15 protein-coding genes and 2 pseudogenes are annotated in these 19,366 nt (G+C 71.4%); 3 read left to right on the plus strand and 14 right to left on the minus strand.

All coding sequences use genetic code 11. The features are described 5' to 3' along the window. Positions 1–30: 30 nt before the first annotated feature. On the minus strand, positions 31–1,389 hold the full coding sequence (locus tag A0130_04910) for a zinc protease (GenBank protein ID ANF31109.1): 1,359 nt from the start codon (positions 1,387–1,389) through the stop codon (positions 31–33). Between the two features lie 140 nt (positions 1,390–1,529). On the opposite strand from A0130_04910, the gene A0130_04915 reads away from it, so the two are divergent. Next, the gene (locus A0130_04915; GenBank protein ID ANF31110.1) at positions 1,530–2,114 is read left to right on the plus strand and encodes a TetR family transcriptional regulator; all 585 of its coding nucleotides are present in this window, start codon (positions 1,530–1,532) and stop codon (positions 2,112–2,114) included. Between the two features lie 193 nt (positions 2,115–2,307). Here A0130_04915 and A0130_04920 read toward each other — a convergent pair whose 3' ends face one another. The 8 genes and pseudogenes from A0130_04920 to A0130_04955 all read right to left on the minus strand — a co-directional run bounded on the left by A0130_04920 (position 2,308) and on the right by A0130_04955 (position 11,295). After that, the gene (locus A0130_04920; protein ANF31111.1) at positions 2,308–3,360 is read right to left on the minus strand and encodes an alcohol dehydrogenase; all 1,053 of its coding nucleotides are present in this window, start codon (positions 3,358–3,360) and stop codon (positions 2,308–2,310) included. Positions 3,361–3,515: 155 nt separating this feature from the next. Further along, entirely contained in the window at positions 3,516–4,334 is an 819-nt protein-coding gene (locus tag A0130_04925; protein ID ANF31112.1) for a citrate lyase, read from the minus strand. Beyond that, complete coding sequence (locus A0130_04930; GenBank protein ID ANF31113.1) at positions 4,331–4,882, minus strand: dehydratase; 552 nt, start codon at positions 4,880–4,882, stop codon at positions 4,331–4,333. The genes A0130_04925 and A0130_04930 overlap by 4 nt, the downstream gene beginning before the upstream one ends. Then, positions 4,882–5,531, minus strand: a pseudogene (locus A0130_04935) (succinyl-CoA--3-ketoacid-CoA transferase). The gene A0130_04930 and the pseudogene A0130_04935 overlap by 1 nt, the downstream one beginning before the upstream one ends. Continuing rightward, on the minus strand, positions 5,528–6,289 hold the full coding sequence (locus A0130_04940) for a succinyl-CoA--3-ketoacid-CoA transferase (protein ANF31114.1): 762 nt from the start codon (positions 6,287–6,289) through the stop codon (positions 5,528–5,530). The pseudogene A0130_04935 and the gene A0130_04940 overlap by 4 nt, the downstream one beginning before the upstream one ends. A gap of 42 nt (positions 6,290–6,331) precedes the next feature. Then, positions 6,332–7,525, minus strand: a complete 1,194-nt coding sequence (locus A0130_04945) for an acyl-CoA dehydrogenase (protein ID ANF33296.1) — start codon at positions 7,523–7,525, stop codon at positions 6,332–6,334. Positions 7,526–7,573: 48 nt separating this feature from the next. Continuing rightward, positions 7,574–9,682, minus strand: a complete 2,109-nt coding sequence (locus A0130_04950; protein ANF31115.1) for an acetyl/propionyl-CoA carboxylase subuit alpha — start codon at positions 9,680–9,682, stop codon at positions 7,574–7,576. A gap of 5 nt (positions 9,683–9,687) precedes the next feature. Next, complete coding sequence (locus A0130_04955; protein ANF31116.1) at positions 9,688–11,295, minus strand: methylcrotonoyl-CoA carboxylase; 1,608 nt, start codon at positions 11,293–11,295, stop codon at positions 9,688–9,690. A gap of 98 nt (positions 11,296–11,393) precedes the next feature. On the opposite strand from A0130_04955, the gene A0130_04960 reads away from it, so the two are divergent. Next, positions 11,394–12,017, plus strand: coding sequence for a TetR family transcriptional regulator (locus tag A0130_04960; protein ID ANF31117.1), 624 nt, complete (start codon positions 11,394–11,396; stop codon positions 12,015–12,017). 317 nt (positions 12,018–12,334) lie between these two features. Here the strand turns inward: A0130_04960 and A0130_04965 are convergent. The 5 genes and pseudogenes from A0130_04965 to A0130_04985 all read right to left on the minus strand — a co-directional run bounded on the left by A0130_04965 (position 12,335) and on the right by A0130_04985 (position 18,379). Next, positions 12,335–14,931: pseudogene (locus A0130_04965) on the minus strand (penicillin amidase). 109 nt (positions 14,932–15,040) lie between these two features. Then, positions 15,041–16,312, minus strand: a complete 1,272-nt coding sequence (locus tag A0130_04970) for a citrate (Si)-synthase (protein ANF33297.1) — start codon at positions 16,310–16,312, stop codon at positions 15,041–15,043. Between the two features lie 193 nt (positions 16,313–16,505). Beyond that, positions 16,506–17,624, minus strand: a complete 1,119-nt coding sequence (locus A0130_04975) for a succinyldiaminopimelate transaminase (protein ANF31118.1) — start codon at positions 17,622–17,624, stop codon at positions 16,506–16,508. 18 nt (positions 17,625–17,642) lie between these two features. Beyond that, complete coding sequence (locus tag A0130_04980; GenBank protein ID ANF31119.1) at positions 17,643–17,963, minus strand: ferredoxin; 321 nt, start codon at positions 17,961–17,963, stop codon at positions 17,643–17,645. 38 nt (positions 17,964–18,001) lie between these two features. Continuing rightward, complete coding sequence (locus A0130_04985) at positions 18,002–18,379, minus strand: hypothetical protein (GenBank protein ANF31120.1); 378 nt, start codon at positions 18,377–18,379, stop codon at positions 18,002–18,004. A gap of 98 nt (positions 18,380–18,477) precedes the next feature. Here A0130_04985 and A0130_04990 point away from each other — a divergent pair, with 98 nt between their 5' ends. Continuing rightward, complete coding sequence (locus A0130_04990; GenBank protein ANF31121.1) at positions 18,478–19,344, plus strand: high-affinity Fe2+/Pb2+ permease; 867 nt, start codon at positions 18,478–18,480, stop codon at positions 19,342–19,344. Positions 19,345–19,366 lie beyond the last annotated feature (22 nt).

Below are 19,366 nucleotides of genomic sequence, written 5' to 3' on the forward strand. Positions count from 1 at the left end.
TCGAGAAGAGCGGAGCGGGAGGGAGGCGGATCAGGGAGCGAGACCGGCGAACGTGTCGTCGGTGACGCTCCCCACCGCCGCAACGGAGAGCGGCCGCCCCGCCAGATCGGCGGCGAGCTCCCGCACATCGTCGACGGTGACGAGGTGCAGGCGGCGGAGGCTCTCATCCAGGTCGGCGAACTCGCCGAGGGTGATCTCGGCGCGGCCGAGGCGGGACATGCGCGTGTCGGAGTCCTCGAGCGCCAGGGCGGCGCCTCCGGACAGCTGGCCGACGGCGCGGCGCAGCTCGTCGGCGGTGACGCCGTCGGAGCCGAGCCGGCGCAGCTCGTCGAGCATGAGCTCGGTGACCTGCCGCGCCTTCGCGGGCGCGCAGCCCGCGTAGAGGCCGAAGACGCCGGCATCCGAGTAGGAGCCGGAGAAGGAGTACACGGCGTAGGCCAGGCCGCGGCGCTCGCGGACCTCCTGGAACAGCCGGCTCGACATCCCGCCGCCGAGGATGGAGTTGAGCACGCTCATCGTGGTGCGGCGCGGGTCGGTCGCGACGATGCCGGGCATCCCGACGAAGACGTTCGCCTGCTCCGTCGGGCGCTGGACCGTCACCACGGCGCTGCCGCGCGAGATCTCCGCGGCGCCGCCGGTGCGACGGCCGACCGGGGTGGCGGCGAGGTCGAGGTCCCAGCCCGCTGACAGCAGGGCTCGCTCGACGCCCGCGACCAGCAGGTCGTGGTCGACCGCGCCTGCGGCGGTGACCACGAGGTCCTGCGGCCGGTAGTTCGCCCGGTAGTGCTCCCAGACGCCGTCGCGGGTGGCGGCGTGGATGGTGTCCGGGCGGCCCCCGATGGGGCGGCCGAGGGGATGCCCGCCGAGCACGGCCTGGAACATCCGCTCGTTGGCGACGTCGCCCGGGTCGTCCTCCGCCATGGAGAGCTCTTCCAGGATGACGCCGCGCTCGTTCTCGAACTCGGCCGGGTCCAGCACCGAGGAGGTCAGCATGTCGCCGATGACCTCGACCGCCATCGCGAGGTCGCGGTCCTGCACCTTGGCGTAGTAGCAGGTGTACTCCTTGGCGGTCATCGCGTTGTGCTCGCCGCCGACCGAGTCGAAGGAGACCGCGATGTCGAGCGCCGTCCGCGAGCGGGTGCCCTTGAACAGCAGGTGCTCGAGGAAGTGTGTGGAGCCGAGGGTGCCGGGATGCCCCGGCTCGCCCTCGTGCTCGTCGCGCGAGCCGACCGCGACCCAGTACCCGAGGGTGGCGCTGCGGGCGCCCGGCACCTGCTCGCTCAGGACTCGCACGCCGCTCGGGAGGATCGTGCGGCGGACCAGCGCTTCGCCGGATGCGGCGAACGTGAGGTCGGCCACACCGAGCGGAAGGTCGACTGCGCTGTTCATCCCCTCCAGCCTACGCCAGGGCGCGTTCGATCCCTGGCCGGTCAAAAAGAGGACAAACAGACTCGTCTGTCCACTGCTATACTTCGAGAACCGAAGGGAGGCGGCCGTCGCCTCCCCCTCAAGCAAGGGAGTCGTGCCGGATGGTCGTAAGTGCCCGAGCGACCATCCGGCCGCCCGCCCCGTCGAAGGTCAAGATCCTCGCCACGGCCGACGAGCTCTTCTACCAGGAGGGCATCCACACCGTCGGCGTCGACCGCATCATCGCGGGCGCCCGCGTCACCAAGGCGACGTTCTACAAGCACTACCGGTCGAAGGACCTGCTGATCATCGCCTACGTCGAGGGCCGCGACCGGCAGGTGCGCGAGTGGTTCGCCGAGAAGGAGGCGGAGCTCACCGATCCGCGCGACGTCGCGCGCGCCCTCGTCGACTCGATCAACGAGGAGGCGGTGCGTCCCGGGTTCCACGGCGACCCGTTCATCAACGCGGCCGCGCAGTTCTCCGACCCGAGCGATCCCGTCCGTGTCGCAGTCACCGCCCACCGCGACTGGTACGCCAACCACATCGAGGAGCTCTTCCGCCGCATCGGGCATCCGCGCCCGGGCGACGCGGCCGACGACCTCATCCTGGCCCGCGACGGCGCCCTGGCGGGCGGCTACGTCGGAGACCCGATCGCCGCGGGTGCCGCCCTGCACCGCGCGCTCGACCGCATCCTCGCCGAGGCGTAGCCCCGCCCCGCTCCCGCCTGCTTGACGCAACACGCCGCGCCGCCACCCCATCCCTGGGACGCAACACGCCGTCACGCGCGCCGCAGAACGGCGTGTTGCGACCCATGGATGCCGCTAGTGGGCCCGACACGCCGTTACCGGGCGATGCGTGACGGCGTGTTGGGACCAGTAGATGAGCGGACGGGCCCGCGGACTACTCGGAGACGCGGTCGAGGTCGAGCATCTGGGAGCGGGTCAGGCGGATGCCGGCCGCGGCCATGAGCGCGTCCACCTGCTCCGGACGGCTGGCGCTCGCGACCGGCGCGACGATCGTCCGCTTGGCCAGCAGCCAGGCGAGGGCGATGCTCGCGGGCGCCACCTTGTGCTCGGCCGCGATGCGGTCGAGCACCGCGAGCACCCGCTGGCCGCGCCTGTTGACGTAGGCCGCCGCGCGCACGCTGCGAGCACCCGCCGTGAGGTCGCCCTTGCTGCGGTACTTGCCGGTCAGGAAGCCGTTCGCCAGCGCGTAGTACGGCATCACGCCGAGCCCCTGCGCGGCCGCGACGATCCGCGGGGCGCTCTCGAACTCGGTGCGGTGCATGAGGTTGTACTGGTTCTGGATGGCGACGAACTTCGGCAGCCCGGCCGAGGCCAGGATGCGGGCCTCGATCAGGCGGTCCGCGGTGAAGTTGGAGGCGGCCAGGTAGCGGACCTTGCCGCTCTCGATCAGCCACTCCGCGGTCGCCAGGCTGTCCTCCAGCGGCGTCTCGGGGTCGTCGTCGTGGAAGTACAACAGATCGATGTAGTCCGTCTTGAGCCGCTCGAGCGACGCCTCGACGGCGCGCACGATGCTGACGGAGCCGAGGCCCGGGTTCTCCTGGTGGCGCCCGACCTTGGTCGCGATGACCATGCGGTCGCGGTTGCGGCGCTCGCGCATCCACGTACCGATGAGCACCTCGCTGCGGCCGCCGACGTAGCTGTCGGCGGTGTCGATGAAGTCGCCGCCGAGCTCCGCGAAGCGGTCCAGGATGGCGAACGACGTGTCGCCGTCAGCCGTCCAGCCGAAGACGCTCGCCCCGAGCGACAGCGGGTACACCGCGAGGTCGCTCTCGCCGATGCGGCGGGGCGCGATGACGGCCAGCGGGCCGGTGCTCTCGATGGCCGGGTCGATGTCGACGACGCCGGTGGGCGGCTCGGCGGTGCCGGCGCGCGCCTGCTCGCGGGCGGAGGCGGGCTGCCGGAGGCGCAGGGGAAGCAGCTGTGGCATCTCTCCCCCTCCCCTCTGCACTGCCGAACACTCGCGTCACTCGAATCGATTCGAGATCGTTCGATTCCCTAGTGAACACTTGCAGATTACGGCATGCCTCGGACAGTCGGAGTCCGAAACGGTGAACCGCGGAGGAAAGCTAGGTCACAGTTTCATCACGAACGGCGGAGCACCGCTCGGGCGTGCGCGAGCACCGGTCCGTCGACCATCTTCCCGGCATGTCGGAACACCCCTCCGCCCGCCGCCGCGGCCGCTTCGAGCAGTGAGCGCGCCGCCTCCACCTCCGCCGCGGACGGCCGGTACGCGTCACGGATCGTCGGCACCTGGCCGGGGTGGATGCACGCCGTCGCCGCGAATCCCACGGCCACCGCATCCTCAGCCTCCGCCGCCAGCCCCGCGAGGTCGGCGATGTCGAGGTGGACCGTGTCGATCGCGTGCACGCCGCCCGCCGCCGCGGCCAGCAGCACGGCCGAGCGGGCGGCGCGGGCGACATCGCGGTAGCGCCCGTCGGCGTGCCGGCTCGACGTCCCGCCGAGCGACGCGACGAGATCCTCGGCGCCCCACATCAGCGCCAGCACCGACGGATCCTGCGCCAGGGACGGCGCCGCGAGCACCCCGGCGGCCGTCTCGCACAGCGCGATCACGTCGTAGCCGCTCAGCCGCGCCAGGTCGCCGACGCCCTCCGCCTTGGGCAGCATGACGGCCCGGTACGGCGTCGCGGCGAGCGCCGACACATCGGCGTCGTGGTCGTCCGTGGCGGCCGGGTTCACCCGCACGATCACCCGCGCCGGGTCGAGGTCGGACGCGACCAGCGCCTCCCGCGCCGCCACCCGGCGTGCCGGGTCGACGGCGTCCTCCAGGTCGAGGATGACCGCGTCCGCCCGCTCCAGCGCCTTCGCGTACCGCTCGGGCCGGTCGGCCGGGCAGAACAGCAGCGCCGGCCCCCAGGGGAACGGTCGCCCGGCTGCGGTCACAGGATGCCGTCCGGCGAGGTCGCACCCGGGTCGAGGGCGTCGGCGTCCGCCGCTCCCCCGGCGTCGACGGTGGCGACCGGCGACGCATCCCGGCACCACACCATGACCTGGCGGGTGGCGGTCGCGACGATCACGCCGTCCTGGTTCCGGCCGGTGTGCTCCAGCGTGACGATGCCCTGTCCGGGGCGCGACGCCGACAGGCGCTTGCCGAGCACGACCGTCTCCGAGTAGAGCGTGTCGCCGTGGTGCAGCGGGTGCGGGAACGACACCTCGCTGAATCCCAGATTCGCGACGATGGTCCCCTGCGTGAGCTGGGTGACCGAGGCGCCCACGATCGTGGCGAGCGTGAACATGGAGTTGACCAGCCGCTCCCCGAACGGCTGTCGCGCCGACCACGCGGCGTCCAGGTGCAGCGCCTGCGTGTTCATCGTCAGGGTCGTGAAGAGGACGTTGTCGGCCTCCGTGACCGTGCGCCCCGGGCGGTGCAGGTAGCGCGTGTCCGGTTCGAACTCCTCGTAGTAGAGCCCGCGCTGCTCGATCTCGCGCATCAGGCCGCCTCCACCGTCAGCTCGACCGCGAGCGGCGCGCCGGTCGCGGCCACCACCTCGTCCACCGTGACCCCCGGCGCGGTCTCGCGCAGCACCAGGCCGTCGGGCGTGACGTCGATCACGGCGAGGTCGGTGATGATGCGGTCGACGCATCCGGTGCCGGTGAGCGGGAGAGTGCACTCCTCGAGGATCTTCGGGCGGCCCTCCTTGTCCACGTGCTCCATCATGACGATCAGCCGTTTGGCTCCGAAGACCAGGTCCATCGCGCCGCCCATCCCCTTCACCATCTTGCCGGGGATCATCCAGTTGGCCAGATCGCCGGCGGCGCTGACCTCCATGGCGCCGAGGACCGCGAGGTCGACGTGTCCGCCCCGCACCATCCCGAACGACAGCGACGAGTCGAAGAAGGCGGCGCCGCGGTTCACGGTCACCGTCTCCTTGCCGGCGTTGATCAGGTCGGGGTCGACGGCGTCGTCGGCGGGATACGGCCCCACCCGAGCACGCCGTTCTCCGAGTGCAGAATGACCTCGACGCCCTCCGGGATGTAGTTCGGGATCAGCGTGGGCATCCCGATCCCGAGGTTGACGTACTGGCCGTTCTCCAGCTCGCGCGCCACCCGGGCGGCGAGCTCCGTGCGCGTGAGGCTCATCGTGCGCTCCCTTCGGCGACGGTGCGCCGCTCGATCCGCTTCTCGACGCCGGGCGCGTGCACGACGCGCTGGACGAAGATGCCCGGGCAATGCACCTGGCCCGGGTCGAGCTCGCCGGGCTCGACCAGCTCCTCCACCTCCGCGATGGTGACCCGGCCGGCCATCGCGGCGAGCGGGTTGAAGTTCATCGCGGCGGCGTGGAAGACGAGGTTGCCGTGCCGGTCGCCCTTCGCCGCGTGGACGAGCGCGAAGTCGGGCCGGAGCGACCGCTCCAGCACGTACTCGGCGTCGTCGAAGGTGCGCACCTCCTTCGGCTCGCTGGCGACGGCGACCGAGCCGTCCGGGGCGTAGCGGCGGGGCAGGCCGCCGGTGGCGATCTGCGTGCCGACGCCCGCGGGCGTGAAGAAGGCGGGGATGCCGGCGCCGCCCGCGCGCAGCTTCTCGGCAAGCGTGCCCTGCGGGGTGAGCTCGACCTCCAGCTCGCCGGAGAGGAACTGGCGGGCGAACTCCTTGTTCTCGCCGACGTACGAGCTGATCATCTTGGCGATGCGGTGCTCGGCGAGCAGCAGGCCGAGGCCCCAGTCGTCGACGCCGCAGTTGTTGCTCACCACCTCGAGGTCGGTCGTCCCGTCGTCGAGCAGCGCCTGGATGAGCGCGCTCGGGATGCCGCAGAGCCCGAACCCGCCGACGGCGAGCGTGGCGCCGTCGGGGATGTCGGCGACCGCCTCCGCGGCCGTCGCCACCGTCTTGTCGATCATCCGTCCTCCTCCTCGTCGAGTGTCTGGCCGTTGCGGTCCAGGCTAGGCGTCGAAGCCCAGCGCGCGGGAGATGATCATGAGCTGCACCTCGCTGGTGCCCTCCCCGATCTCCAGGATCTTCGAGTCGCGGTAGTGGCGGGCGACCGGGTTCTCGTTGAGGAAGCCGTAGCCGCCGAAGATCTGGGTCGCGTCGCGTGCGTTGTCCATGGCCGCCTCGCTGCCGACCAGCTTCGCGATCGACGCCTCCAGCTTGAACGGCTTCCCGGCCATCAGCTTGAAGCACGCGTCGTAGTAGGCGAGCCGCGCCGCGTGCACCCGGGCCTGCATCCGCGCGATCTTGAAGGCGATGTACTGGTTGGAGCCGATGGGCCGCCCGAAGACGTTCCGGGACTTCGCGTAGCGGAGCGCCTCCTCCAGGCAGCCCTGCGCGGCGCCCGTGCACAGCGCGGCGAACGCGACGCGGCCCTCGTCGAGCGTCAGGAGGAAGTTCGCGTACCCGCGGCCGCGATCGCCCAGCAGGTTCGCCTCGGGCACGTGGACGTCGGTGAGCGTCAGCGGGTGCGTGTCGGAGGTGTGCCATCCGACCTTGTCGTAGACCGGCTCCGCGACGAAGCCGGGGGTGCCGGTCGGGACGATGATCGCCGACAGCTCCTTCTTGACCGACCCGTCGGCGCGACGCTCCTCGCCGGTCACGGCGGTGATCGTGACGAGCTTGGTGATGTCGGAGCCGGAGTTGGTGATGAACTGCTTGGTGCCGTTGATCACCCACTCGCCGTCGCGGAGCACCGCGGTGGTCCTGGTTCCGCCCGCGTCGGATCCCGCGTCCGCCTCGGTCAGGCCGAACCCGGCGAGCGCCTCGCCGCGCGCGAGCATCGGCAGCCACTCCTGCTTCTGCTCCTCCGTGCCGTTGCGGTAGATGGGCATGGCGCCGAGGCCGATGCCCGCCTCCAGGGTGACGCCGATGGACTGGTCCACGCGTCCCAGCTGCTCGACGGCGAGGCACAGCGACAGGTAGTCCTTGCCCTGGCCGCCGTACTCGACCGGGAAGGGGAGGCCGAACAGGCCCATCCGGCCCATCTCGGCGATGATGCCGTACGGGAGGCTGCGCTTGGTGTCGTACTCGTAGGCGGCCGGGGCGACGACGTTGTCGGCGAAGTCGCGCACCTCGTCGCGGAGGCGGCGCTGGTCGTCGGTGAGCTCGAAGCCGGCGACCTCGGTGTCGGCGGGCCGGTCCATCTGCATGGTCATGGGGTTCCTGTCTGTCTCGGAAGGCTCTCGTGGGGCCTATCGCTGGGCGGCGGCCGGGGGTGCCGGCGCCGCGTCCGCCTCGAGGGGCGGCACATCGGTGGGGAGGTCGGGCTCGTCGGCGTCGGTCTCGTCGGCGTCGACGCGCGCGACGAGCTGGTCCAGCCGGACGAGGTCGCCCGGCTGCACGTGCACGGTGACGGCGCCCGCGACCGGGGCGAGGAGGCGGTGCTCCATCTTCATCGCCTCGACCACGACGACCGTGTCGCCGGCGTCGACCCGGGCGCCGGACTCGACCGGGACCGCGACGACGGTGCCCGGCATGGGCGAGCGGAGCTCGGGATGCGCGGCCGCGTCGCCGCGGTCGAGCGCGGCGAGCCGGTCGGCGAGCCGCGCGGCGCGGTCGCGCAGGCGCAGCGGGCGGGCGTGCCCCTCGCGGGCGAGCCAGACGGTGTCGCCGTCGCGGGCGACGTCGAAGCGCAGGGTGCGGCCGTCGACGTCGACCAGGGCGACCGCGGGCTCGCCGGGGCGCCCGGGGTCGCGCAGACGCAGGGACGCCGCGCGGGCGTCCCCTTCCGCGACGGCCACCTGCGCCGCCGACGGCTCGCCGGTCACGGTCACCGGCACGCCCTCCACGTCGTACCGCGTGGGCCGTGCGCGACCGAGCCGCCATCCGGTCGGCGCCGCCCACAGCGTCCCGACCGCCGTCGGAGGCTCCTGCCAGCGGTGGAGATGGGCGACCAGCGCCGCCGCGACAAGCTCGTCCTCGCCGGCCGGGGTCGGCGTCAGCTCCGCGTAGCGCCGGTCGATCAGCGTGGTGTCCATCCGGCCGGCGACGACATCCTCGTCGGCGGCCAGCTCGGCGAGCCACGCGACGTTCGACACCGCCCCGAGGATGCTCGTGCGGCCGAGCGCCCTGCGCAGCCGTGCGAGCGCCTCCGACCGGTCCGACCCCCAGGCGATCACCTTCGACAGCATCGGGTCGTAGTCGGTCACGATCGGGATGCCCGCCGCAAGACCGCTGTCGACCCGGACGCCCTCCCCCGTCGGCTCGCGCAGCGCCAGCACGCGGCCCGCGGCGGGCAGGAAGCCCCGCTCCGGGTCCTCGGCGTACACGCGCGCCTCCACGGCGTGCCCGGTCAGCGTGACGTCGTCCTGCTCGAACGCCAGCGGCTCCCCCGCCGCGATGCGGAGCTGCTGCTCCACCAGGTCCAGCCCGGTCACCAGCTCGGTCACCGGATGCTCGACCTGCAGCCGCGTGTTCATCTCCATGAAGAAGAACTCGTCCGGCGCCTCCGCCGACACCAGGAACTCGACCGTCCCCGCCCCGACGTACCCGACCGACGCGGCGACCCGGCAGGCGGCGTCGCCGATCCGGGCGCGCGTGGACGCGTCCAGCAGCGGCGACGGAGCCTCCTCGATCACCTTCTGGTGGCGGCGCTGCAGCGAGCACTCGCGCTCGCCGAGGTGCACGATCCCGCCGTGGCGGTCAGCGAGCACCTGCACCTCGATGTGACGTGGGGACGACACCAGCCGCTCCAGGAACAGCGTGTCGTCTCCGAAGGCGGCCGCGGCCACGCGCCGGGCCGCACGCAGCGCCTCCGGGAGCTCGGCCGCCGAGCGCACGGCCTGCATCCCCTTGCCGCCGCCGCCCGCCGACGGCTTCACCAGCACCGGGAAGCCGATGCGCTCGGCGGCGGCGATCAGGTCGTCGTCGGAGAGCCCCGGCTCGGCGATGCCGGGGATGGTCGGCACGTCGTGCTCGGCGACGGCCTGCTTGGCGGTGATCTTGTCGCCCATCACCTCGAGCGCGTGCACGCCCGGTCCGACGAAGACGATGCCGGCGCGTTCGCACGCCTCGGCGAGCGCAGGGTTCTCCGACAGGAAGCCGTACCCGGGATGGACCGCCTCGGCGCCCGTGCGGCGCGCGGCCTCCACGATCGCGTCGACGTTCAAGTAGCTGTCGCGCGCCGGGGCCGGCCCGAGCCGGACGGCGATGTCGGCGAGCGCGACGTGCGGCGCATCCCGGTCGGCGTCGCTGTAGACGGCGACCGAGCGGATGCCGAGCGTCTGGAGAGTGCGGATGACGCGGCAGGCGATCTCGCCGCGGTTGGCGACGAGCACGGTGCCGAAGGGAGTGGAGGTCATCGTCGTCACATCCGGAAGAGGCCGAAGGCCGTGTCGGGGAGCGGGGTGCGCGCGATCACGTCGAGCGCGAGTCCCAGCACCGTGCGCGTCTCGGCCGGGTCGATCACGCCGTCGTCCCAGAGCCGGGCGGTCGAGTAGTACGGGTTGCCCTGCTCCTCGTACTGCGCCGCGATCGGCGCGCGGAAGGCGGCCTCGTCGTCGGAGGACCACTCCTCGCCGCGCGCCTCCAGCTGGTCGCGCTTGACCGTCGCCAGGACGCTGGACGCCTGCTGGCCGCCCATCACCGAGATGCGGGCAGCGGGCCACATCCACAGGAAGCGCGGTGAGTACGCCCGGCCGCACATCGAGTAGTTGCCGGCGCCGAACGACCCGCCGATCACGACGGTGAGCTTCGGCACGCGGGTGGTGGCGACCGCGGTGACCATCTTGGCGCCGTTCTTCGCGATGCCGCCGGCCTCGTAGTCCCGGCCGACCATGAAGCCGGAGATGTTCTGCAGGAACAGCAGCGGGATCCCGCGCTGGTCGCACAGTTCGATGAAGTGCGCGCCTTTGAGCGCGGACTCGCTGAACAGCACGCCGTTGTTGGCGACGATGCCGACGGGATGCCCGTGGATGCGCGCGAAGCCGGTCACGAGGGTCGTGCCGTACTCGGGCTTGAACTCCTCGAACCCGCTCCCGTCGACGATCCGCGCGATGACCTCGTGCACGTCGTACGGCGCCTGCACGTCGACCGGGACGACACCGTACAGCTCGGCCGGGTCGGCGGCCGGGTCGACGACGTCGACGACGGGCCAGGCCGGTTCGAGCGGCGTCGGGAGGGTCGCGACGATGTCGCGGACGATCGCCAGCGCGTGCTCGTCGTCCTCGGCCAGGTGGTCGACGACGCCGGAGGTGCGGGCGTGCAGGTCGCCGCCGCCGAGCTCCTCCGCGGTGACGACCTCGCCGATCGCCGCCTTCACGAGCGGCGGACCGCCGAGGAAGATCGTGCCCTGGTTGCGCACGATGACCGTCTCGTCGCTCATCGCCGGCACGTAGGCGCCGCCCGCGGTGCACGAGCCGAGCACGGCCGCGATCTGCGGGATCTTCGCCGCGGACAGCCGGGCCTGGTTGTAGAAGATGCGGCCGAAGTGGTCGCGGTCGGGGAAGACCTCGTCCTGCATCGGCAGGAACGCGCCGCCCGAGTCCACCAGGTAGATGCAGGGAAGGCGGTTCTCGAGCGCGACCTCCTGCGCCCGGAGGTGCTTCTTGACCGTCATCGGGTAGTACGTGCCGCCCTTCACCGTGGCGTCGTTGCAGACGATCATCACGTGGCGGCCGGCGACCAGGCCGATCCCGGCGATGACGCCCGCCGCGGGGCTCTCGTCGTCGTACATCCCCGTCGCCGCGAGGGGCGCGAGTTCGAGGAACGGGCTGCCCTCGTCGAGCAGCGCGTCGATGCGGTCGCGCGGGAGGAGCTTGCCGCGGGCGACGTGGCGCTCGCGGGCGCGTTCCGGTCCCCCGGCCGCGGCCGTGGCCAGCCGCCGTCGCAGGTCGGCCACCAGCTCGCGCTGGGCGGCGTCGTTCTGCTCGAACCGCGCATCCGTGGCGGACGCCTCGCTGATCAGGGTCGGCATGCTGCTCCGTTGTCGTCGTCGACAGTCGGTTAGTGGTCACTAACTCGTTTTTTAGGTTAGTGTTCACTAACCGAAATGTCCAGCACCGGCGGAGAACGATGACCCAGCTCGATCCCACCACTCCCGTGGAGCGCCCCACGCAGCGCAGCCAGGCCAAGGCCGACCGCCGCGCCGCCCTGCTCGACGCAGCCGCCGGCCTGTTCGCCGACCGCGGTTTCAACGGCGTCTCGATCGAGGACCTCGGCGCGGCGGCGGGCGTGAGCGGCCCGGCGGTCTACCGGCACTTCGCATCGAAGCAGGCCGTGCTCGAGGCGCTGCTCGTCGGCGTCAGCGAGCGCCTGCTCGCCGGCGGCCAGGAGGTCTCGGACGACGCCGCCGACGCCGAGGCCGCCCTCCACGCCCTGATCGGCTTCCACATCGACTTCGCGCTCGGCGAGCCCGACACCATCCGCGTCCAGGACCGCGACCTCGACGCCCTCCCCGACACGCCGCGCCGCGAGGTCCGCCGCCTCCAGCGCCGCTACGTGGAGGTGTGGATGCGCGTGCTCGGCCAGCTGCACCCCGGCCTGACCGACGACGAGCTCCGGGTGCGGGTGCAGGGCACCTTCGGCCTCCTCAACTCGACCCCGCACACCGCTCGGATCGGCAGCGCGCCGGTCGCGGCGGCGCAGGTGCGGCCAGTGCTGGAGCGGATGGCCTGGGCGGCGCTGACCTCCGGCTGAGTCGGCCCCGCCCCATAGGGCTTCGCGTCCGAAACGGAGGAGAACTCGCCGCGGCCGGCCCTCAGCCACCTCCCTTTCGCGTCAGCGACCGGCGTGTCGGGATGGATCTCCTCCCTTTTCGACGGCCGGTGGATGAGTGGGCGGTTCGCGCGAAAGGGAGGAGATCCATCCCGACACGCGGGTCGGATTCGCAGAACGGAGGAGTCGGCCGGCGGCCGGTCGCGCGAATTCCTCCGTTTTGCGCTGATGGCAGACGGCGAGGCCCAGCCCGCGCGGCAGACTCAGCCCGCGCGGCAGACTCAGCCCGCGCGGCCGGCTTAGCCTGCGGGCCGCAGGGTCAGCGTCTGGTCCGCCGCCTTCTTGACTGCGGCGGCCGAGAACGGCCAGGGCCGCGTCCTCCCGCCGCCCAGAGGTCCGTCTGGTCTGTGTAGTGCGCGTCGAAGGCGTGCCCGGAGGCGCCGGTCAAGTTGATCCACGTGCTCCTGTCGAAGTCGGACAGGTCCACGACCATCCGCATCGACGGCACCCGGTCGACCTGGTAGCCGACCGTGGTGTCCCATCCCGTCGCGTCGACGATGCTCGAGCCGCCGCCGACGTGCCACGGTCCGCGGTTGAACAGCCACTCGATGGGCGCGACGCCGGAGACCCCGAAGCTCGCGTTCGTCAGCATGAGCGTGTGGAGGCGGTCCCAGCGCCACGACGACGGGTCCCCGCCGAGCAGGCGCCGCGCCTCGCCCCACGCCTGCCCGGCCGCATAGGCGATCATCGAGTCGCGGTCGGAGGTGCCCAGGTCGGAGTTCGCCCACCACGACGAGTCGGGCTGGTCGAGCAGCGACTGCACGACCGAGAACCAGCGGTCGCCACCGGCGGGCGCGGTGCCCGACGGCAGCTTGCGGGCGAACGTGTCGTGCAGCAGCTCCTTCCAGAACACCGCGAAGTAGGCGGCCTGCGCACTGCCGGCGTCGTCGCGGTAGTCCCAGCCGTCGAGCAGCCGCGCGGCCTGCTGCACCTCCGACGACACGTCCGGCTTCGCCGCAACGGCGCGCAGCACGGGAACGAGATTCGCCGCGTTCGCGTCGTAGGTGTCGGATTGGATGGCCGACATGTCCTTCGCCGCCACTTTCTTCCCGTCCGCGAAGAGCTTTGCGAGCCGCAGCTCGATCTGGTTGGCGCGGTAGCCCTGATCCCAGTCGGCGGTGATGAGCACGGGATAGCCGGGACCGACGGCCGCGTTGTTCGCCGTCACGATGTAGCCGGAGGGCGGGTCGAACACCGACGGAAGCTGGTCGAACGGGACGGTGCCCGTCCAGCTGTAGCGGCTCTCCCATCCTGGAACCGGCAGCGTCCCGTCGCCCGCGGACCGGACGGGGATGAGGCCTGGCGCTTGATAGCCGATGTTGCCGTCGATGTCGGCGTAGACGAGGTTCTGCGACGGCACCTGGAACCGCTGCGCGGCGGCCCGGAAGCTCGGCCAGTCCCACGCCGTGTCGAAGGCGAAGATCGCGTCTGCGGTGGTGCCCGGCGTGAGCGCGGTCCAGCCGAGCGAGAGCTGGAACTGCTGCGCCGGGACGCCGAGCTTGCCCGCCTGATCCTTGGCGATGACCGCATACGCATCGCCGATGTCGGTGACGATCGGCCCGTGCCCGGTCGAGCGCACGGTGATCGTGACGTCCTTCCCGCCCGCGACCTTGATCCGCTCGGTGCGCTTGACGAGCGGCAGCTGGCGGCCGTCGTACTCGTACGTGTCGCCCGACACCTTCTCGACGAACAGGTCCGCGACATCCGGGCCGAGGTTGGTGAACCCCCACGAGATCTTGTTGTTGTGCCCGATGATCACGCCAGGGAAGCCGGAGAAGCTGAAGCCCGCCACGTCGAACGGGCAGGCCGCGTCCACCGTCCGGCAGTGCAGCCCCATCTGGTACCAGACCGACGGCAGGGCCGCACCGAGGTGCGGGTCGTTGGCGAGCAGCGGCTTGCCGCTCGCGGTGTGCGACCCGGCGACGACCCAGGAGTTCGACCCGATGTCGTCCCCGGCCGGACCCATCAGCTGCGGCAGCGCCTCCACGCTCGCCGCGACCTGTCGCAGCTGCGCGGCGTACGCGGAGGGATCGAGGGAGGATGCGGCTCCGGCCGCCGACGACGCCACGGCCTGCGGGTCGGCGTCCGGGGTCACGGTGCGCGGGTCGCCGCCGCCCTGGTCGGTGATGGTCGGATGCGCGGTGTACGGGTAGCCGGGATGCAGCTCGGCGACCTGCTCGGGCTTCAGCTTGGTCGCGAGCAGCGCCCGGTCGATCTCGTCCTCGAGGTTGGAGCGGAGGTCCCACGCCATCGCCTTCAGCCACGCCACCGAGTCCGCCGGGGTCCACGGTTCGGGCTTGTACGACGGGTTCTGGAGGCCGAGCACCGCGTACTCCAGTGACAGCTCGGCGCCCGAATGCTGCTTCAGGTAGGCGTTCACGCCGTCCGCGTAGTCCTGGTAGTACTTCAGCGAGGTCGGATCGAGGAGCTTCACCTCCTGCTCGGCGACCTGACGCCAGCCGAGGGTGCGGATGAAGGTGTCGGTCGGCACCTGGCTCGCGCCGAACAGCTCCGACAGGCGTCCGGAGGTGACATGCCGGCGGAAGTCCATCTCCCAGAACCGGTCCTGCGCGTGCACGTACCCCTGCGCCCGGAAGAGGTCGTCCGGGGTGGAGGCGTACAGCTGCGGGACGCCGGCGTCGTCCCGGTACACCGTGACCGGCTTCGACAGCCCGGGGACGTCGACGCTCCCGGCGGTCTGCGGGAAGGACCGGGTGACCGTCCAGACCGCGACACCACCGGCGATCACCACGAGCACGAGGAGGACCGCCAGCACGCCGCCGACGATCCGCAGCACCCGATGGTGCAGCCTCAGCCGCGGGGTGTCGTCGCCCACGTCGCTCCTTCGTCCGGCCGGTGCCGCCCTCCCTTCGGACTGTAGCTCATCCGGGTGACGGGCAGGTCCGCGCGTTCGTCGGGCGGATCAGCGGCAGGCACGGGCGCGCTCAGCGACCGAGATCGCGCTCCGGCGAGCCGACGTAGAGCTGCTGCGGGCGGCCGATCTTCGTCTGCGGGTCGAGGTTCATCTCGCGCCAGTGGGCGATCCAGCCGGGCAGCCGGCCGATCGCGAACAGCACAGTGAACATCCGGGTCGGGAAGCCCATGGCCTTGTAGATGACGCCCGTGTAGAAGTCGACGTTCGGGTACAGCTTGCGGTCGATGAAGTACTGGTCGGCGAGCGCGACCTCCTCCAGCTCCTTCGCGATGTCGAGCAGCGGGTCGTGCACGCCGAGCGCCTCGAGGACCTCGTCGGCGGACTGCTTGACGAGCTTGGCGCGCGGGTCGAAGTTCTTGTAGACGCGGTGCCCGAAGCCCATGAGCTTGACGCCGGACTCCTTGTTCTTGACCCGCTCCACGAACTTCTGGACGCTCTCCCCCGAGTCGCGGATGCCGGCGAGCATCTGCAGCACGGCCTCGTTGGCGCCGCCGTGCAGCGGGCCGTAGAGGGCGTTGATGCCGGCGGAGACCGAGGCGAACAGGTTCGCCTGCGTCGAGCCGACCAGGCGGACGGTCGAGGTGGACGCGTTCTGCTCGTGGTCCTCGTGCAGGATGAGCAGGCGCTCGAGCGCGCGCGAGAGCACGGGGTTCACCTCGTACGGCTCCGCCATCGTGCCGAAGTTGAGACGCAGGAAGTTGTCGACGAAGCTCAGCGAGTTGTCCGGGTAGAGGAACGCCTGGCCGAGGCTCTTCTTGTGCGCGTACGCGGCGATCACCGGCAGCTTCGCCAGCAGGCGGATGGTGGAAAGCTCGACCTGCTCGGGGTCGCTCACGCTCAGCGAGTCCTGGTAGAAGGTCGACAGCGCGGAGACGGCGCTCGAGAGCACCGACATCGGGTGCGCGTCGTGCGGGAGCGCGTCGAAGAAGCGGCGCAGGTCCTCGTGCAGGAGGGTGTGGCGGCGGATGCGGTCGTCGAACTCGGCCAGCTCGCTCTCGCTCGGCAGCTCGCCGTGGATGAGCAGCCAGGCGACCTCGAGGAACGTCGAGTGCTCGGCGAGCTGCTCGATGGGGTAGCCGCGGTAGCGCAGGATGCCCTGCTCGCCGTCGATGTAGGTGATCGACGAGCGCGTGGCCGCCGTATTGACGAAGCCGTAGTCGAGGCTGGTGAGCCCGGTCTGCTTCGTGAGCGACGAGAAGTCGATGCTCGAGGCGCCGTCGACGCTCGGGCGGATCGGGAACTCGGCCACACCGCCGGGGTAGGTCAGCGACGCCGTCGCCAGTTCGGCGTCGGCCGCGGCCGCCCCCTTCTCGGTGCCCGTGCTCTCGGTGCCGAGTCCGCTCACAACGCCTCCTGGTGGGATAGTCGGGGTTCCATACGCCGATCGTGGCGGCGCTGCAGAATGAATCCGTGCCGATACAGCCTAGCGAACGCACGCAACAACTGCCGCATCGGGCAAACGACAGCCCGACTCGTTAGAGAGAATCTCCAAAGGCCCGGAGGCGCGCCGCCGCCGCCTCCACCCGCTCGTCCGTCGCGGTCAGGGACAGGCGCACGTGCTGCGGGTAGTGGATGCCGTAGAAGTGCCCGGGTCCCGCCAGGATGCCGAGGTCGGCCAGCCGGCCGATGCTCTCCCACGCGTCACGGCCCTCGGTCGCCCAGAGGTAGAGGCCGCCCTCACTGCGGTCGATGCGGAAGCCCGCCGCCTCGAGCGCCGGCTTGAGCAGGTCGCGCCGGACGCGGTACCGCTGCTTCTGCGCCTCTACGTGCTCCTCGTCGCCGAGGGCGGTCACCATCGCGGCCTGCAGCGGCGCGGGCAGCATCAGCCCGGCGTGCTTGCGAACGTTGACCAGCCGCGCGATCACGGTGCGGCAGCCGGCGACGAACGCGGCCCGATAGCCGGCGAGGTTCGACTGCTTGCTCAGCGAGTAGACCGCGAGGATGTTGCGGCGGTCGTCCCCGATCACCCGCGGGTCGAGAACGCTCGGCACGCGCTCCGCATCCCACGGCGCCTCCCAGCCGAGCTCGGCGTAGCACTCGTCGCTCGCCAGGTAGGCGCCCAGCTCGCGGGCGCGGGCGACGGCGGCGCGCAGCTCCTCCACCGAGAGGATGCGGCCGTCCGGGTTTCCGGGCGAGTTCAGCCAGATCAGGCGCGTGTTCTCGGGCCATTCGGCCGGGTCGTCGGCGGCCATGGCGGTGGCGCCGGCGATCGCGGCGCCGATGGCGTAGGTCGGGTAAGCGGCGCGCGGGTGCACCACCACATCCCCCTCCCCCAGGCCGAGCATGAAGGGCAGCAGCGCCACCAGCTCCTTGGAGCCGATGGTCGGCAGGACGTTGTCGACCGTCAGTCCGCCGACACCGCGGCGCCGGGCGAACCAGTCGACGATGGCCTCGCGCAGGGCCGGCGTGCCGATCGTCTGCGGGTAGGCGTGCGCGTCGGTGGCCTCGGCCAGCGCGCGCCGGATCAGGTCGGGCGTCGGATCGACCGGGGACCCGATCGACAGGTCGACGATGCCGCCCTCGTGCGCGCGGGCGCGCTCGGCGTACGGGGCCATGAGGTCCCACGGGTAGTCCGGGAGCTCCTGCAGCGCCATGTCAGCGCCCCTCCCGGCTCAGTGGCCCTGCGGAGGCAGCGCTGCGATGACCGGGTGGTCCTTCTGGATCACGCCGACCTTCGAGGCGCCCCCGGGCGAGCCGATGTCGTCGAAGAACTCCACGTTCGCGCGGTAGTAGTCCTTCCACTCCTCGGGCAGGTCGTCCTCGTAGTAGATCGCCTCGACCGGGCACACCGGCTCGCAGGCGCCGCAGTCCACGCACTCGTCCGGGTGGATGTACAGCGACCGTTCGCCCTCGTAGATGCAGTCGACCGGGCATTCGTCGATGCAGGCCCGGTCTTTGACGTCGACGCAGGGGAGGGCGATGACATAGGTCACAGTGTTTCGGATCCCTTCACGAGAGCTACCCTGCTAGCTTATGCCGTCGAGCGGGCCGGGCGACGCCCCCGCACGTCGGGCCAGGCCAGCACGATCGCAGCGATGACGATCGGCCCCACCAGCCACACCTGGCCGGCGAGGTTGTTCGGGATGAGGACCGACCCTCCCCCGCTCTGCTGCGTGAAGAGCAGGATGACGGCGATAGCGCCGAGCGCCGCGAGCAGCGCCGGGAGGCGGCTGTGACCGAGCAGGCGCAGGCCGATGAGCAGCGCGGCGAACGCGACGAGCGCTCCGATCAGCCCGAGCGGGATCGGGACGCCCCACGTCACCGAGCTCTGGTGGGCGATCGTGCCGATGACCCCGAATAGGGCTCCGGTCAGCACGAGCAGGATGGCGCTGACGATCCGGCTGAGCATTCTCGAATCCTAGCTGGACACTTCCTCAGGCTTGTCTTACGGTGGACGGGTAAGGTTAGCCTTACCAACCTCATCCCCCACCCTCGACAAGGTCCCCTGTGCTCGCGAACTACCTGATCGGCCTCCGCGAAGGCCTCGAGATGGCGCTCATCGTCACCATCCTGATCGCCTACGTCGTCAAGGTCGGCCGGACCGACGTGCTCTCCAAGCTGTGGATCGGCGTCGGCATCGCCCTCGTCGTCCCGCTCGCGATCGGCGCCGCGCTCACCTGGGGGCCCTACGGCATGAGCTTCGAGGCGCAGGAGATCCTGGGCGGCTCGCTCTCGCTGGTCGCGGTCGGGTTCGTCACCTGGATGGTGTTCTGGATGGGCCGGACCGCCCGCACCATGAAGTCCACCCTCCACAACCGCCTCGACTCCGCGCTGGTCGGCGCGGGCTGGGGCGTCATCCTGCTCGCCATGCTCAGCGTGGGGCGCGAGGGCATCGAGACGTCGCTGTTCGTCTGGGCCACGGTGGCCTCGACCGGCGGCACCTGGGAGCCCGCGGTCGGCGCGCTGCTCGGCCTGCTCACCGCGGCCGTCCTCGGCTTCCTGCTGTACCGCGGCATGGTCAAGATCAACCTCGGCGCGTTTTTCACATGGACGGGCGCCTTCCTCATCCTCGTCGCCGCCGGCGTCTTCGCGTACGGCCTGGGCGACCTGCAGGAGTCGGGACTCATCCCCGGATCCGGTGTGCACGCCTACGACATCAGCGGCGCCATACCCGCCTCCAGCTGGTACGGCACGCTCGCCGCGGGCATCCTCAACTTCAACCCGTCGCCGACCTGGCTGCAGGTGGTCGGCTGGGTCGCCTACCTCGGCATCGTCGGCTTCTTCTACGTGCGTCAGCACCGCGCCGCCGGCCGCCCCGCGGCGACCAAGCCGGCCGCACGCGCCACCGCGCCGCACGCGCCCATCGCCTCCTGACCCTCGCCCGTTCCGCGACAGA

It is taken from the genome of Leifsonia xyli (assembly GCA_001647635.1).
GTDB lineage: Bacteria > Actinomycetota > Actinomycetes > Actinomycetales > Microbacteriaceae > Leifsonia > Leifsonia xyli_A.